This window comes from Streptomyces coelicoflavus (assembly GCF_003112555.1).
GTDB lineage: Bacteria > Actinomycetota > Actinomycetes > Streptomycetales > Streptomycetaceae > Streptomyces > Streptomyces coelicoflavus.
This window is the reverse complement of sequence record NZ_BEWB01000009.1, coordinates 312371-326988: the sequence shown is the minus strand read 5'-3', so window position 1 is coordinate 326988 and position 14618 is coordinate 312371. Positions and strand designations below refer to the sequence as shown.

Annotated in this window: 9 protein-coding genes; 4 read left to right on the top strand and 5 right to left on the bottom strand. The window is 70.3% G+C overall.

The features are described 5' to 3' along the window. Positions 1 to 85: 85 nt before the first annotated feature. The 3 genes from Sco07f_RS23300 to Sco07f_RS23290 all read left to right on the top strand — a co-directional run bounded on the left by Sco07f_RS23300 (position 86) and on the right by Sco07f_RS23290 (position 9089). The gene (locus Sco07f_RS23300) at positions 86 to 1351 is read left to right on the top strand and encodes a serine/threonine-protein kinase (RefSeq protein ID WP_108989075.1); all 1266 of its coding nucleotides are present in this window, start codon (positions 86 to 88) and stop codon (positions 1349 to 1351) included. Positions 1352 to 1509: 158 nt separating this feature from the next. Continuing rightward, on the top strand, positions 1510 to 4761 hold the full coding sequence (gene drmD / locus Sco07f_RS23295) for a DISARM system SNF2-like helicase DrmD (protein WP_108989074.1): 3252 nt from the start codon (positions 1510 to 1512) through the stop codon (positions 4759 to 4761). Next, positions 4758 to 9089 (top strand): Eco57I restriction-modification methylase domain-containing protein, encoded by a 4332-nt coding sequence (locus Sco07f_RS23290; protein ID WP_108989073.1) that lies wholly within the window; start codon positions 4758 to 4760, stop codon positions 9087 to 9089. Before drmD ends, Sco07f_RS23290 begins: the two co-directional genes overlap by 4 nt. Before the next feature lie 85 nt (positions 9090 to 9174). Here Sco07f_RS23290 and Sco07f_RS23285 read toward each other — a convergent pair whose 3' ends face one another. From Sco07f_RS23285 to Sco07f_RS23270, 5 genes are all read right to left on the bottom strand, one after another. Further along, positions 9175 to 9375: a DUF397 domain-containing protein gene (locus tag Sco07f_RS23285; protein WP_108989072.1), complete on the bottom strand. Its 201-nt coding sequence runs from the start codon at positions 9373 to 9375 to the stop codon at positions 9175 to 9177. 2 nt (positions 9376 to 9377) lie between these two features. After that, the gene (locus tag Sco07f_RS23280; RefSeq protein ID WP_108989152.1) at positions 9378 to 10229 is read right to left on the bottom strand and encodes a helix-turn-helix domain-containing protein; all 852 of its coding nucleotides are present in this window, start codon (positions 10227 to 10229) and stop codon (positions 9378 to 9380) included. A gap of 451 nt (positions 10230 to 10680) precedes the next feature. Continuing rightward, a complete protein-coding gene (locus tag Sco07f_RS23275) occupies positions 10681 to 11949 on the bottom strand; it encodes a caspase, EACC1-associated type (protein WP_159106983.1) in 1269 nt (422 codons plus the stop codon). 11 nt (positions 11950 to 11960) lie between these two features. Then, the gene (locus tag Sco07f_RS39805; RefSeq protein ID WP_159106982.1) at positions 11961 to 12332 is read right to left on the bottom strand and encodes an effector-associated constant component EACC1; all 372 of its coding nucleotides are present in this window, start codon (positions 12330 to 12332) and stop codon (positions 11961 to 11963) included. Positions 12333 to 12572: 240 nt separating this feature from the next. Beyond that, positions 12573 to 13406: an SDR family oxidoreductase gene (locus tag Sco07f_RS23270; protein WP_108989151.1), complete on the bottom strand. Its 834-nt coding sequence runs from the start codon at positions 13404 to 13406 to the stop codon at positions 12573 to 12575. Between the two features lie 172 nt (positions 13407 to 13578). Between Sco07f_RS23270 and Sco07f_RS23265 the strand changes: the two genes are divergently transcribed. Beyond that, entirely contained in the window at positions 13579 to 14514 is a 936-nt protein-coding gene (locus Sco07f_RS23265) for a hypothetical protein (RefSeq protein WP_244942130.1), read from the top strand. The last annotated feature ends 104 nt before the right edge of the window (positions 14515 to 14618 follow it).

Genomic DNA, 14618 nt, shown 5'->3' with positions numbered 1-14618 from the left:
CGCGCCGACCGGGTGCGTGACCTGACCACGCCCCGGCCACAGGGAAGCCTAGGGCGCACGGGCGCCGGGACTGGGGACGGGCACGATGCGGCGAAGCCTTGGACGGTACGAGCTCACCCGAGAGCTGGGCCGGGGCGGCATGGGAGTCGTCTGGGCGGCGAACGACCGGGAAGGCGGCCGCGAGGTCGCGGTGAAACTCCTCGCACCTCCGGCGGGCAGCGCGGACTTCAGCTCACTGGAGCGCCGCTTCCTCCGCGAGGCCCGACTCACCAGCCGCCTGGACCACCCGGGCATCCCCGCCGTCCACGACCACGGCAGCCACGAGGGAGAGCTCTATCTCGTCATGGACCTCATCCCCGGCCGAGCCCTCGACGCCGTCCTCAAGAGCGAGGGCCCGCTGCCCGTCGCGCGTGCCGCGGACATCACCAGACGCACGGCCGATGTCCTTGCCCACGCACACGCTCAGAGCGTCGTGCACCGCGACCTCAAACCCTCGAACCTGATGATCACGCCCACCGGGGAGACCAAGGTCCTGGACTTCGGCGTCGCCGCCGCTCTCGAGCCGCAACCCGGCGAAACCCGCTTCACCGCGGCGAACGCCACCCCCGGCACCGTGATGTACATGCCCCCCGAACAGGCCGTGGGCCAGACCGTGCCCGCCAGCGACCTGTACTCGCTGGGCTGCGTCCTCTACGAGCTGCTCACGGGCGCCCCGCCCTTCGCATCCGGAAGCCACTTCTTCCTCTACCACCAGCACGCCCACGACCCCGTGCCGCCACTCGCCGAGCGCCGCCACGGCGTCCCGGCCGGACTGCGGGAACTGGTGGAGGCGCTCCTGGAGAAGAAGCCGGAGGACCGGCCCGCCTCCGCCGCCGAGGTGGCCCTGCGCGCGGCCACCTGGGCGCCACCCGCCCCGGCCCGCCCGACCAACCCGGTGATTCCGCACCCGCGGCTGGCCGAGATCGACCGCCTCCGCCGCTCCGGCCACCCGGCCCGCGCCCTCCAGGAGTACGGCGACCTGATGGCCGGTGCCCGCCTCGGACGGGCCGATGTGCTCGCCGCCCGCGCCGGACACGCCCTGTGCGCGGGCACCATCGGCCGCACCCGCGAGGCGCTGGACGAGCTGAAGTCAGTCCTCGCCGAGCAGCGCAGCCTCCTCGGACCGGACGACCCCGGGGTGCTGGACACGCGGTACGAGATCGCCGTACTGCTGGCCCGCACCGGCGACCGCCATGCGGCCGGGGAACTGCTGAAGCGCCTCGCCGACGACGAGGACCGGATCCTCCCCGGCACCGACTCCCGATCCGGGCGCGCCCGCGCGCTGCTCGACCGACTTCGCCGCATCGCATGACCACCCGTGACCACCGGCACGGCAACATGGGAGCGGAGGGTTCTGTGATCTATGTTCACAAGCAGTAGACGTGTTAGCATGCGGTCGCACCGTTCCGGTGGGGAGACAGGACACTGTCTACGGACGGCAGCAGGAGAGAACCGAGGGGAACAGCGCCCATGACGTCAGCAGCTCAGCGCGAGACCGAGCGGTCGGGGGCGGCCGAGAAGCTCCCCGAGGAAGGCAACCTCGTCGAGGTGCGCGGCCAGTCGTGGGTGGTCGCCCGCGTGGAACCCTCCCCGCTCGCAGGGGACGACGCTGAGGAGGTTCGACGCCCCGCCACCCTCATCCACCTCCAGTCCGTCGCCGACGGCCGCTTCGGCGACACCCTCTCCGTCATCTGGGAGGTCGAGCCCGGCCGCCGCGTCCTGCCCGCCGGCTCCCTCCCCGACGCCTCCACGGGCTCGTACGACTCCCCGAACCGCCTCGCCGCGTTCCTCGATGCCGTCCGCTGGTCCGCCGTGGCCTCCGCCGACGCGAAGACCCTCCAGGCCCCCTTCCGCTCCGGCGTCGCCGTCGAGCCCTACCAGCTGGAGCCGGTGTCCCGCGCCGTAGGCGCCCCCCGAGTCAACCTCCTCCTCGCCGACGACGTCGGCCTCGGCAAGACCATCGAGGCGGGCCTGGTCGCCCAGGAACTCATGCTGCGCGGCCGAGCCCGCCGCACCATGATCGTCTGCCCGGCCGGCCTCACCCTCAAGTGGCGCGACGAGATGGCCGAGAAGTTCGGCCTGGAATTCACCATCGTCGACTCCGAGCACTGCGCCCGCCTCCGCCGCACCCACGGCACAGCGGCCAACCCCTTCCGCGTCCACCCCCTCACCATCGTCTCCCTGCCCTGGCTGCGCGGCCAGAAGGCCCAGCGCCTCCTCGACGAGGTCATCGGCACCCCCGAGGCGAGCAGCGACGGCGAACACAAGCGCTTCTTCGACCTCCTCGTCCTCGACGAGGCCCACCACGTCGCACCCGCCGCGCCCAAGCAGGTCTACGCCGTCGACTCCCAGCAGACGAAGCTGATCCGGCGCCTGGTCCCGCACTTCGAGCACCGCCTCTTCCTCTCCGCCACCCCGCACAACGGCTACCCCGAGTCGTACACGGCCCTCCTCGAACTCATCGACGACCAGCGTTTCGCGCGCGGCGTCGACCCCGACAAGGAGGCCCTGAAGGACACCGTCGTACGCCGCCTGAAGTCGACGGTCACCAACGCCGACGGCACGCCCCGCTTCCGCACCCGCGTCACGCGCGAACTCTCCGTCGACTACACGCCGCAGGAGCGCGCGATCCACGAACTGCTCGGCTCGTTCGCGGAACTCCGCCGCAAGAAGCTCACCCCGAAGGCCCGGGGCGGCCGCCGCGCCGCCGACCTGGTGACCCTGCTGCTGAAGAAGCGCCTGTTCTCCTCTCCGGCCGCCTTCCTCCACACCGTCCAGGTCTACCTCTCCCACCTGGACGACACCGGCGGCCCGGCCCGAGGACGCTCCGCCGCCGCCGAAGTCCCCGAGTGGCTGGAGGAGTTCGCCGACCTCGTCGCCGACCTCGACGACACCGGCCTGGTCGACGCGGAGGACGACGCCCTGACCCGCTCCACCTCCCTCACCCCCGCCGAGGACGGCCAGGAACTCGACCTGCTCCAGGAGATGGAACGCTGGGCCCTCACCCACGAGGCCGCCCCCGACTCCAAGGCCGACGCGCTGCTCGCCGAGCTCAAGGCCGTCTGCCGCCCCGACGGCAAGAGGTGGACCAACGAACGGGTCGTCGTCTTCACCGAGTACCGCGACACCCAGGAATGGCTCCACGACCTCCTCCAGCAGGAAGAACTCACCGACGGCGGCCGCGTCGAACGCCTCCACGGCGGCCTCTCCGCCGAGGAGCGCGAGCGCATCCGCCTCGGCTTCCAGACCGAGCCGTCCCGCGCCGAGGGCAAGGTCCGCATCCTCCTCGCCACCGACGCCGCCGGCGAGGGCATCGATCTCCAGAACCACTGCCACCGCCTGATCAACTACGACATCCCCTTCAATCCCAACAAGCTCGAACAGCGCATCGGCCGCGTCGACCGCTGGGGCCAGAAGAAGGACCCCGAGATCACCCACTTCATCGGCTCCGGCTGGCAGCAGGCGCAGGCCGGCTCCTACGAGGCCGACCTGGAGTTCCTCTCCCGCGTCGCCAAGAAGGTCGCCCGCATGGAGCACGACCTCGGCTCCGTCAACGCCGTCCTCGCCGACGCCGTACAGCGCCGCATGACCGGCGACACGGCGCCCGTCGACATCGAGAACGCCAAGCCGAAGCCCATCAAGGGCCGCCGCACGGGCGGTGACGTAGCCCCCGAGCAGAACGTCACGGCGCAGACGAAGCGGCTCGCCGACCAGTACGAGGAGACGGTCGGCACGCTCGGCTTGACGCCGGTCAACGTCAAGCGCGTCGTCGACACGGCTCTGGCCCTCGACCACCAGCCGCCCCTCCAGCCGTCCACCGTCCGCGCGGAGGACTTCGAACCGGGCGACCTCTTCGACGTACAGCCCCTCTCCGGCAGTTGGGAACGAGCCACCCGCGGTCTCGCCCACAAGCTCCGCGAGGGCGAGCAGCGCCCGCTCACCTTCTCCCCGCAGGTCGCCGCGCAGGGCAGGGACGACGTGGTCCTCGCCCACCTCAGGCACCCGCTCGTCGCCCTCTCGACGCGCCTGCTGACCGCCGCCGTCTGGAACGCCGACTCGGTCGGCCTGAGCCGCGTCACCGCCGTCGTCACCGACGACCCGGCCGTCACCACGACCCTCGTCTCGGCGTACGCCCGTTACGTTCTCGTCGGCACGGACGGCACCCGCCTGCACGAGGAAGTCCTGTACGCGGGCGGTTGGTTCGGCGACACCGGCCGCTTCCGCCGCTGGGAGTCGGTGGGGGAGCAGGGCCGGGTCCTGTCCCAGGCCCTCACCCAGGGCACCGAGGCCGCCCCGCACCTGCGCAAGGAACTCACGGAGGCCTGGCCCAAGCTCCGCGACCCCCTCTACCGCTCCCTGGAGGCCCGCGCCACCGAACTCGGCCGCCAGCTGGAGAGCCGCCTCGCCGACCGCCGGACGGAAGAGGAGCGCCGCATCACGGCCACCCTCGACCGCTTCGAGAACACCCTGCGCACGAAGCTCAAGGAGGAGGGCGACGGAGAAGGCGAACAGCTCGCCCTCCTCACCACCCACGAACTGACCGGCCACGAGCGCCGCCAGTTCGAGGAGGACCGCCAGCGCTGGCAGCACCGCCTCGAAGGCCTCCCCGCCGAACGCGAGCGCGAACTGTCCGCCATCGCCGCCCGCTACCGTGAGCCCCGCTCGCACCTCTTCCCCGCCGCCGTCGTCTTCGTCGTCCCCGCAAAGGAAGCCCGCCGATGAGCCCCCGCCGCCCCATGAGCCGTGGAGTAGCCGCCGCCAAGGCCCAGGCCGCCGACGGCCGCCGGCAGCACCAGGAGTGGCTGGACCTCACCGAGGTCTCAGGACCGTTCCTGACGATGCCCGTCCTGCTGCGCGCCTGGCCCCAGCTCGACACCCTGGAGAAGGACGAACGGGCCCGCCTGCGCGCCCACCACGCCGACTGGCAGACTGACACGGTCGCCGGACGCGACGCGTGGGTGGCGTACGTCCTGCGCCGCCTGCTGGGCTGGGACGACGCGCTGACCTTCCGCGAGGGCGAGTCCGAACACCACGGCCTGGACCGCCTCACCCTGCGCGTGGCCGAGCACAACACGGAGGTGCGTCCCGACTTCGCGCTGGTGGAACCGGGCGCCGACCTCGCCGCCGAGCCGGACGTGGACTCCGCCGCCAAGCGCGTACGGCTGCTGGGCGTCACCGTCCCGGCGGGCACCGCGCCCACCGCGCGGGCGGGCGGTGGCGGCGACTGGGCTGCCGCCCCGGCCGACCGCCTGGCCCGCCTGTTGCGCCACCACGGCGTCCCGCTGGGCCTGGTCACCGACGGCCGCTGGTGGTGCCTGGTCTGGGCCCCGCTCGGCGGCGTGACGACCACGGCCGTCTTCGACTCCATCGGCTGGAACGAGGCGGCGGAACGCAATGTCGTCCGCGCGTTCGGGTCGCTGCTGAGCAGGCGTCGCTTCTTCGAGTACGACGATGCCGAGACGCTGGTCGGCCTGCTCAAGGCCAGCCTGGCGGCGGGCGAGGACGTCACCGAGGCGCTGGGCGTCCAGGTCCGGCAGGCCGTGGAACTCCTCGTCGACGCGATCGGGCGCGCGGACGTGCGCGCGGTCGAGAACGGTGCGGCAGGGCTGCACGCGTCGGGCGTGCCGGCGAGCGAGATCTACCGCGGCGCGGTCGCGGTCATGATGCGCGTCGTCTTCCTCCTCTTCGCGGAGGAGCGAGGCCTGCTGCCGGCCGACAACGAGGTGTACGCACGCTCCTACTCCGCCCGCTTCCTGCGCGACGAGCTGAAGGCGCGGGCGGACGAGGAGGGCGAGACGTCCCTCGAGCACACGACGTCGGCCTGGCACCGCCTGATCGCCCTCTTCCACGCCGTGCACGGGGGAGTGGACCACCCCGGCTCCGGCTTCCGCCTGCCTGCCTACGACGGCTCGATCTTCGACCCGGACAAGTACCCGTGGCTGGAGCGCACCACCCCGCTCCTCCCCATCGACGACCGCACGGTCCTGCACATGCTCCAGGCCGTGCAGGAGGTCCGCGTCGGCAAGGGCAAGGACCGCGAGGTCCGCACGCTGAGCTTCCGCGCGCTGGACGTCGAGCAGATCGGCTACGTGTACGAGGGCCTGCTGTCGTACGACGGGCGCCGCGCGACCGAGCACATGGTGGGCTTCATCGGCCCGGAGGGCCTGGAACACGAGGTCCCGCTGCGGGAGCTGGAGTCCCTGGCGGCGAAGGCGGGCGGCTCGCTGAAGACGCTGGCGAAGTCCATCCACGAGAAGTGGAAGGACCCCAAGCCCCCGGCGACGGCCGGCCAGTTGGAGAAGAAGCTCGCCCCGCTGGGCGCGGAGGACGCCGCCGAGGCGCGCCGCCGCCTGAACGCGGTGACGAAGGACGCGGCACTCACGGAGCGCCTGCTCCCCTTCGTCGGCATCCTCCGCGACGACCTGCGCGGCCTGCCGACGGTCATCCCGAACGGCGCGCTGTACGTCACCGAGTCCTCGCTGAGGAAGAACACGGGCACGCACTACACGCCCCGCTTCCTGGCCGAGGAAGTCGTCCTGCACGCGCTGGAGCCCCTGGTGTATGAGCCGGGCCCGCTCCAGACGGCGGACACGGGGGGGTGGCGGCTGAAGTCCGCCGACCAGATCCTGGACCTGAAGGTCGCGGACATCGCAATGGGCTCGGCGGCGTTCTTGGTGGCGGCGTGCCGTTACCTGGCGGACCGCCTCATCGAGGCCTGGGAGAACGAGGGCCGCACGGACGCGATGGTCTACCGGGCCGGCCGCGCCGTGGACGCCGTGACGGCGGCCGACGCCGAACAGGACCCGGTGGTGGTCGAGGCCCGCCGCCAGATCATCGAGCACTGCCTGTACGGCGTGGACATCAACCCGATGGCCGTGGAGATGGCCAAGCTGTCGCTGTGGCTGGTGTCGATGGACCCGGAGCGGCCCTTCACGTTCCTGGACGACAGGTTGGTGTGCGGCGACTCGCTGCTGGGCGTGCACAGCATGGCGCAGATCCAGTCCGTCCACATGAAGCCTGAGCAGCAGGCCGATATCCTCGCGGAGCAGGCGCGTCAGTTGGCGGACCAACTGACACGGGAGCGATTGGCGATTACTGCCGTCAAGGGCGTCGACCTGCCAGCGCTTCAGGAGAAGCGGGAGCGGTTGGAAGAGGTCAATCGGCATTCGCGGAGACTGCGGTTGGTGGGTGATTTGATCGCGGGGGCAGGGTTGGCCACCTGTGCCTCAGGGCGGGTGCCGTGGTACGAGGAGAACGGTGGGGAGCGGGTCCGGGACTTGTTTCCTCGTGCTGCGCTGATCGTCCAGCAGATCATGGAGGACGGCATCGAGGACGCCTCCGAGGCTGTGCGGGAGGCGTGGAATACGGCCCAGAAGTGGCTGGGGGCGGAACTCCCCGAGGCCGTCTCCGAACGGAGACCCGTGCACTGGCCGCTTGTCTTCCCAGAGGTCTTCACCACACGGGGCGGCTTCGACGCTGTCGTCGGCAATCCGCCTTTCCTGGGAGGCCCCAAGGTATCTAACGCCCTAGGTGCCGCACACCGTGAATACCAAGTCACGTACACGGCTGAAGGCGCGGGACGCACCAATACCGACCTCGTGGCCTATTTCATCCTCAAGGCTCATCAGCTCCTCAACGCACACGGTCAGACGGGCCTCATCGCCACCAACACCCTGGCTCAGGGACATACCCGTGAAGTCGGCCTGGACCAGCTCGAATCGGCAGGTGTCACGCTACGCCGCGCCGTCAAGAGCAGCCCTTGGCCGTCGCGTTCGGCCCAGCTCGAATACTGCGCCGTATGGACGAGCAAGACCCCGCCGTCCCCGGGCATCCGCTACGTCCTGGACGGTCTGGCCACCCCCAACGGCATCTCCACATCCCTCAATCCCGCCAGCCGTGAACCATTCTGGGCGGAGTCCTTGGTGAAGAGCTCAAGGATGTCGTTCCTGGGCTCCTGCGTCATGGGCATCGACTTCGTCCTCCCCAAGGAAGAGGCTCGGTTCTGGATTGAGGAGGACGCCCGGTACGCCGACGTCCTCTTCCCGTACCTAGGGGGCCAAGACGTCAACACACACCCGTCGCAGGGCACGGGCCGCTGGATCATTAACTTCCGCGAGATGCGGGAGGACGATGCGAGGGCCTATCCCCGCGCTTACCAGCGTCTGCATGAACTGGTCCGTCCCTGGCGTCAGGAGAAGCCCGCGGACAAGTACCCGCGGATGGTGCACGAGTGGTGGAAGTACTGGAACGCCCGCCCCGGTCTCTACGGTGCCATCGACGCTCTGAGCGAGTGCATCGTCATCGCCCGAGTGAGCAAGGTGGCCATGCCCGCTATCGTCCCGACGGGACAGGTCTTCAGCGAGCAATTGGTTGTCATCGCCTCGGCCGACCCGGCTCTGTTCGCCCTGCTCAGCAGCGCCCCGCACTACTGGTGGGCGCTGGACCGCTCGTCCACCATGAAAGGGGATCTCCGCTACACCCCTACGGACGTCTTCGAAACCCTGGCCCGCCCCGTTCCCACCGGCTATCTGCGTACCACCGGCACCAGGCTGAACGACCGACGCCGCGAGGTAATGCTCGCCCGTCGAGTGGGTCTGACCGGCATCTACAACCTGGTGCACGACCCCGAGTGCCGGGACGAGGACATCGCCGAACTCCGCCGTATCCACGAGGAGATCGACAGGGCAACCATCGAGGCGTACGGCTGGGGCGACCTTCTGGACGACTCGGAGCAGACCCCGCCCGCAAACCCGACCCACGAGACGTTCCCGCTCGACCACGGCTTCCACGAGACCGACCAGGGCACCCGCTACACCATCGGCCTACTGGCCCGGACTGAAATCATCGACCGGCTGCGCCAGTTGAACCACCAGGCGTATGCCGACGAGGTGCACCTCGGTCTGCACAAGGGAATGACGGAGAAGAAGGCTAGGGAGAAGCACCCCGACCTGCCCCCGCCCTCGCCCGAGGCCGTTCGGACGCGCAAGGAGCAGCTGGCCGCGCGAGGTGGGTCGGATTTCGGTGAGGGCGCCGAGGGCGCCCTCTTTTGAGTCGACAGCATGACAACGGGCTGGTACGCGTCACCTTGAGAGACGCGAACCAGCCCGTTGTTCCGCTCGGGAGTCCTGGTCGTAGCTATCCCGCCGTGAGCGCCACGAACGCCGCCCACTCGCCCCGGCCGACCCGCAGCACCGGTCCGTCGCCCGCGGCCTTGGAGTCCCGTACGTACACGGCGTCGAGATCAGCGGCCACCTCCACGCAGTCGCCGCCGCCCGACCCGCTGTAGCTGCTCTTGAACCAGCGCAGCCCGTCCATGTTCTCGGTCACCTGCTCCATGCTCACGTCTCTCCCACCAGCCGTTCGATGAGCCGCGCAGACTCCACGCCATTCAGGGCCTGCGATCGCAGCTTGCCATACCGCAACCCGAAAGCGCTGACCTCTGCCGGATCACGGATGACGCACCCGACCTCTTGGGACTCGATGTACCCGAGGTGATGGTGCTCGCTGGTCTCCAGCACCACGAACGGCCCGTTCAGCCCGGGATGAAACCCCGGAGCGGCAGGCATGACCTGAACCTCGACGTTGCGCAACGCACCGACCTCCAGCAATCGTTGCCACTGCCCGCGCATGACTTCCTCATCGCCCACCGGGTTCCGCAACGCCTCCTCACTCACGATGAACGACAGCTCCGCGAGCGGCACCCGCGTCAGCAACTTCTGCCGACTCAACCGAGCCTCCGTGTGCTGGTCGATGATCTCCTCGCTCAACGGTGGACAGTGCCCCGCGAACACTGCCCGCGCGTACCCCTCCGTCTGCAACAGCCCCGGAACCAGCAGCGGATCGTACGAGAACCGGCTGACGACCTCCGCCTCGATGACCGCGAAGTTGCGGAAGAAGCGCGGGAGTTTCGCCCGGTCCACCTCGTCCTGGAGCACCTCTAGAACCCCGCCCGCCTCCAGCACCCGGTCCGCCGCCCGTGTGAACCCCGCCTTCGCCGGCCGTCGCCCCTGTTCGACCGAGGCGACCTGCTCCAGCGAGTAGTCGATGGCCTCCCCGAGCTGCTGCTGGTTCAGCCCGGCCCGCTTGCGCAGATGCTGGAGCAGCCTCCCGTACGCCGCCCACGCCCCCGGCAGATCACCCCCGCCCTCCTCCTTCACCTTCGCCGCCCGACCGCCCCGCGTCTCCCGCACCGTACTCACGCCTCACGCCCTTCCGTTCCGCACCCCGCTCACCCGCACCCGCGGCGGCGCCCAACCCGGCCGCCGTGACCTTGTTCAACGCGTGCCGCGATGGCCTGGGCACGGCTCAGTACTCGTACAACAGCCGTACAGAGTCCCGTACGCCCAGGGGAGGCGAGAGCCGCATCCCTTCGCGCACTGTTCCGTTGTGACAAGGCGGGTCGTTCACGGACGACGTCTCTGCGGAGGTGAACGACAGGTGGCGAGCGGCGGTTCAAGGCGAACCGGTTCAGCGGGCCATCCAACGGTCCCTCTCCGCGCCCGCGTGTCCGGGACGTTGACGACGGCTGGTGAGGTCCGGCTCGATACCCGCCCGCCGCGCGAGCGGGCTCGCGCGCCTGTCGGCGAGGCCGTACCCGGTCAACCTCGCACCGGTGAGGTTGACGACCGACGCGGGCGGCGGCTAACGCGCGTTGTGCGGGGCGACGATTTCCTTCAGCAGATTCATCAGGGCCGCCAGCGTCTCGGCGTTCGGCCCCCGCTGGAACGCGGCCTCGAGGAACTGGTAGGTCCGGTCCTGGCCGGACATCGTCAGGGTGGTGGTGTGGATGGCGCCGTCCGGGGAGGCCGCGGTCTCGTAGGTCTCGCTCACCGCCGAGTACTCGCCGAGGTCCTCGTACGGGACGGCGAGGTGGCGGTTGCCGTCGCGGAGCCGCACCCCCCAAGTGGTGACGGCGATCGCTCGGGAGCTGTTGAGGAGCCACGGCCAGCGGTAGAAGGCGAGCAGTCGTTCCTCCCCCGCCGGAACCTGCTCGTCCAGCACCTTGCCGACGATCTTCCGGGTCACGTTCGGGTCGGACGGCACCCGCAGCTTGTGCGCCCGGCACAGGGTGACGATCTCGTCGAACGGGAGCGGAGCCGGGACAGGCGCGAGCACGGGTGCCGGCGCTGGCGGTTTCGGGAGTTGCCGGGGCGCACGGTACGAGCCGTTACGGGCCAGGACGATCCGGGAGCCGAGGGCCTTGGTCCTCAGCCGGGGTTCCGGTAGCAGCGGCAGCGCCTTTCGGCGCTCGGTCAGGCGGTGGGAGACGGCCAGGAAGACGTCGTTGAGGTCGAGGTACTCGGAACCCTTGGGGTCTCCCAGCCGGAGCACATTCAGTAGTTCCCCGGTGAAAGCGGTGTGCCGCTCGCCCGCCGGGGCGAGTGCCTTCCGGGTGGCCGCGGCGGCCGTGAACAGCCCGATGCCCTCGATCTCCGCCTGCTTCGCGAACTCCGCCCCACCGCCCCCGTCCCCGCCCATCTGCCCGTCGCCCGCCAGGTCCGCGTAGCAGCAGTCCAGGATGACGACCGTGCGGCGCCCCTTACGGACCGGTGGCTGGAGACGGAGGCGCAGATCGTTGTAGCGCAGGCCCTCGTCGGAGTCCTCGATGTGAGGCAGAGTCAGGTAGAGCGAGTCGTCCGAGCCCGCCCGCAGACCATGACCGGCGTAGTAGACCAGCAGTGTGTCGGAGGCTTCCTCGGAGGCCTTCTTGAGTGTTCTCTTCACGGCCTCGCCGGACTCCGGCTGGAGCAGCGTGACGCAGTTGTCCGGCGGCAAAGACCACACGGTCCCGTCGGTCAGAACGGCATGCAACTCCCTTATGTTGTGCGCGACGGCCGGGATGTCCTTGAGTTCGGGCATGTACTTGACCCCGGAGGCGTTGCCGATCAGGACCGCCCGGCTCTCGGCCATGTCGGGCAGGGTCACTGCCCCCTGCCCTCCGGGTTCTCGTCGGAGTCGAGCAGTGCCCGCAGGGCTTCTTCGATCTGTTCCGAGTCGGCGCCGTCGACGGTGACGACTTTTCTGTTCCCGTCGCGCTCGATGCGCAGCCGCCGTCGTTCCGTGCCGCGTTCGCGACGGGCCTCCAGCCAGGTCGCGGCCGCGATGACGAACCCCCCGGTGGCGAGGGCCGTGTCGAAGGCCGCCTGGATGGTCTCCCCGGCTCCCATTTGGTCCGGACTTCCCCCGGTGAGGAGAGGCCGGGCCTCCGCCCCGGCGGGGTCCTTCCGCAGCCAGTTCAGCAGGTCGTCCGCGTCCCCGGACTCCCCGCCCTCCACCGTGACTCGTACTCGCATCGTCCGTACCCCCTGTTACGTCGACCGCACGCCGTCCGGCCATGTACAGGCGTACCTACCCCACGGCGCGCATGCTGACTCCGGGGGTCGCCATGTGGCTTTCAGGAGGTTCTGGGGGGTGTCGGATCACATGGTGAGGTGGCGCGTATTCGCCCACAGCCGGCAGCTCAGGTCACGTGGAGTGATGAGAGGACAGCCGCTGTGGCCATGCTGTGCCGCGGAAAGCGTCCCGCGGGGCCGTCAGTGGAACGCGGCGGCTTCCTCCGCAGCCCACTGCGCGAAAGGCTGGGCGGGGGAGCCGGTGACCTGTCGAACCGAGTCGTGCACCGTGAGCAGTTCGTCGTTGACGTCCCCGCCCATCAGGTCGAGCACCGCGTGCGCGGTCCGGTCTCCTAGGAAGGGGGCCATCTGCCGGTGGGCCTCTTCCCGGCTGATCTCCTCGACGGACACCTCGTGCCCCAGGGCCGCCCCGATCGCCCGGGCCTGCTGCCGGGGCGTGATGCGTTCCGGTCCGGTCAGTGCGTACGTCCGCCCGTGGTGACCGGGCTCGGTCAGCGCGGCCCGGGCCACCGCCGCGATGTCGGCGGGGTGGACGGCGGGGAGCCCGGTGTCCGCATAGGGCACCCGGATCGACCGGTGCTCCCGGATCGACTCCGCCCACCACAGGGCGTTCGACGCGAACTGGGTCGGACGCAGGATCGTCCAGCTCATCCCGCTGTCCTGGAGCAGCCGCTCGACGGCCAGGTTCCCGGCGGCGCCGGGCAGGTGCGGATGGGTCCGCACCGTGATGGAGGACACGAGCACCACGTGCTCCACATCCGCCTGCCGGGCGGTCGTGAGAACCTCCGCGTCCGCGCCCATGCCCGGTACGAGGAACAGAGAACGCACCCCGTCCAGCGCCGGCTTCAGCGAGGCGGGCCGGACGAGGTCACCCTCGACGGCTTCGACTCCGTCGGGGAGCGAGGCCCGTGCGGCGTCACGGGTCAGGCCTCGCACGGGTGACCCGCCGGACCCATGCAACTGCCGCACCAGAGCGCTTCCGATGTTTCCGGTGGCACCCGTCACGAGGATTATCGTCGTCTTCTCCTGCCGTCGGCCGGTGATCACGTCCGCCGCACGCTAGGACCTCAACCGGGATTCAGGTCAACCAGACGGGGAGGCGTCCGAGGCCGGTAAAGTCGGGATCTTCGGTCGGCGTAGGCCCCCGGAGTCCCAGAGGTGACACGTCCTGATGATCCGTCAGTGGATGAGTGACGACTCCGACAGCGCAGTGCACGAGGCGTGGAGCCTGCCCGCCGCAGACACCTTCCGAGGACATCGAGCCCTGTGGTGGAGCGCCGGGCCGGCCGGGGAACTCGCGGTCGTGCTCGTCCACCGGCGGTACCTGGAGCGCAGCCGCTACGGCAAGGGATGGCTCGCATGGCGGCCGAAGGTCCCGTTCGCGGGCGAACTGGTCACCGTCACCGCGCGGGGGGAGCGGCGTACCACGGTGGAGAACGTCCGGATCCGGCCGAGCCACCTCGCCCTGTTGCCCGGCTCCCGCTTCCTGCTGGTGAACAGCCGTACGCCTCACCGTGAGACCGGAGGCCCTTGGGCGCCCAACGCCGTGGTGTTCTCCCCTTCGGGGACACCCGAGAACGAGTTCTGCGTCGGCGACGACATCCCCGCCCTGATCACCGACCGTCACGGAGGGATCTGGACGGCCTACGGGGACGAAGGCATCTACGGCGGTCACCCCGAGTCCGGGGGCGGTCTCGCCGGCTGGAACACCGAAGGCCGCGCGACGTGGACTCCGGGGGACAGGCTGCCCGCCCACCCACTGGAAGGCTGCACCGCCGCGACCGAGGGCGACCGGGTGTGGCTGGTCTGGTACACCCACAGCCGGTCGGGTACCTTCCTGACCCGCGTCACCCCGTCCACCGGCGAAGTGGCCAGCCATCCCAGCCCCGTTCACCAACCGGACGGCTTCGCCGTGCGCGGCAACCGGGCCGTGCTGACCCGCCGCGACCACAACCGGCGGACCGTCGAACTCACCCGCGCCGCGTTCGACGGCACCACCTGGACGGCGACCGACCGCCGCACACTGCGCGTCCCCGGCCGGGTCGTCGGACGCTGCGGCCAGGGCCGCGACGGCACCCTCTGGCTCCGCACCGGCAACACCTGGCTGCGCATCGAGGTGTGACAGCCAGGTCGGGTCACCACCTCCGGCCGAGCAAGCGGGACGTCCGGGCAGGTGGTTCAAGCGTGAGGGATCCGACGCAGCGCTCCGCCATCCAGGAGAAGCGG

Bases quoted from the DNA above. Each gene is read 5' to 3' on its own strand.
- Sco07f_RS23300 (WP_108989075.1), top strand. From the start codon at position 86: ATGCGGCGAAGCCTTGGACGGTACGAGCTCACCCGAGAGCTGGGCCGG.
- drmD (WP_108989074.1), top strand. From the start codon at position 1,510: ATGACGTCAGCAGCTCAGCGCGAGACCGAGCGGTCGGGGGCGGCCGAG.
- Sco07f_RS23290 (WP_108989073.1), top strand. From the start codon at position 4,758: ATGAGCCCCCGCCGCCCCATGAGCCGTGGAGTAGCCGCCGCCAAGGCC.
- Sco07f_RS23285 (WP_108989072.1), bottom strand. From the start codon at position 9,375: ATGGAGCAGGTGACCGAGAACATGGACGGGCTGCGCTGGTTCAAGAGC.
- Sco07f_RS23275 (WP_159106983.1), bottom strand. From the start codon at position 11,949: ATGGCCGAGAGCCGGGCGGTCCTGATCGGCAACGCCTCCGGGGTCAAG.
- Sco07f_RS39805 (WP_159106982.1), bottom strand. From the start codon at position 12,332: ATGCGAGTACGAGTCACGGTGGAGGGCGGGGAGTCCGGGGACGCGGAC.
- Sco07f_RS23265 (WP_244942130.1), top strand. From the start codon at position 13,579: ATGAGTGACGACTCCGACAGCGCAGTGCACGAGGCGTGGAGCCTGCCC.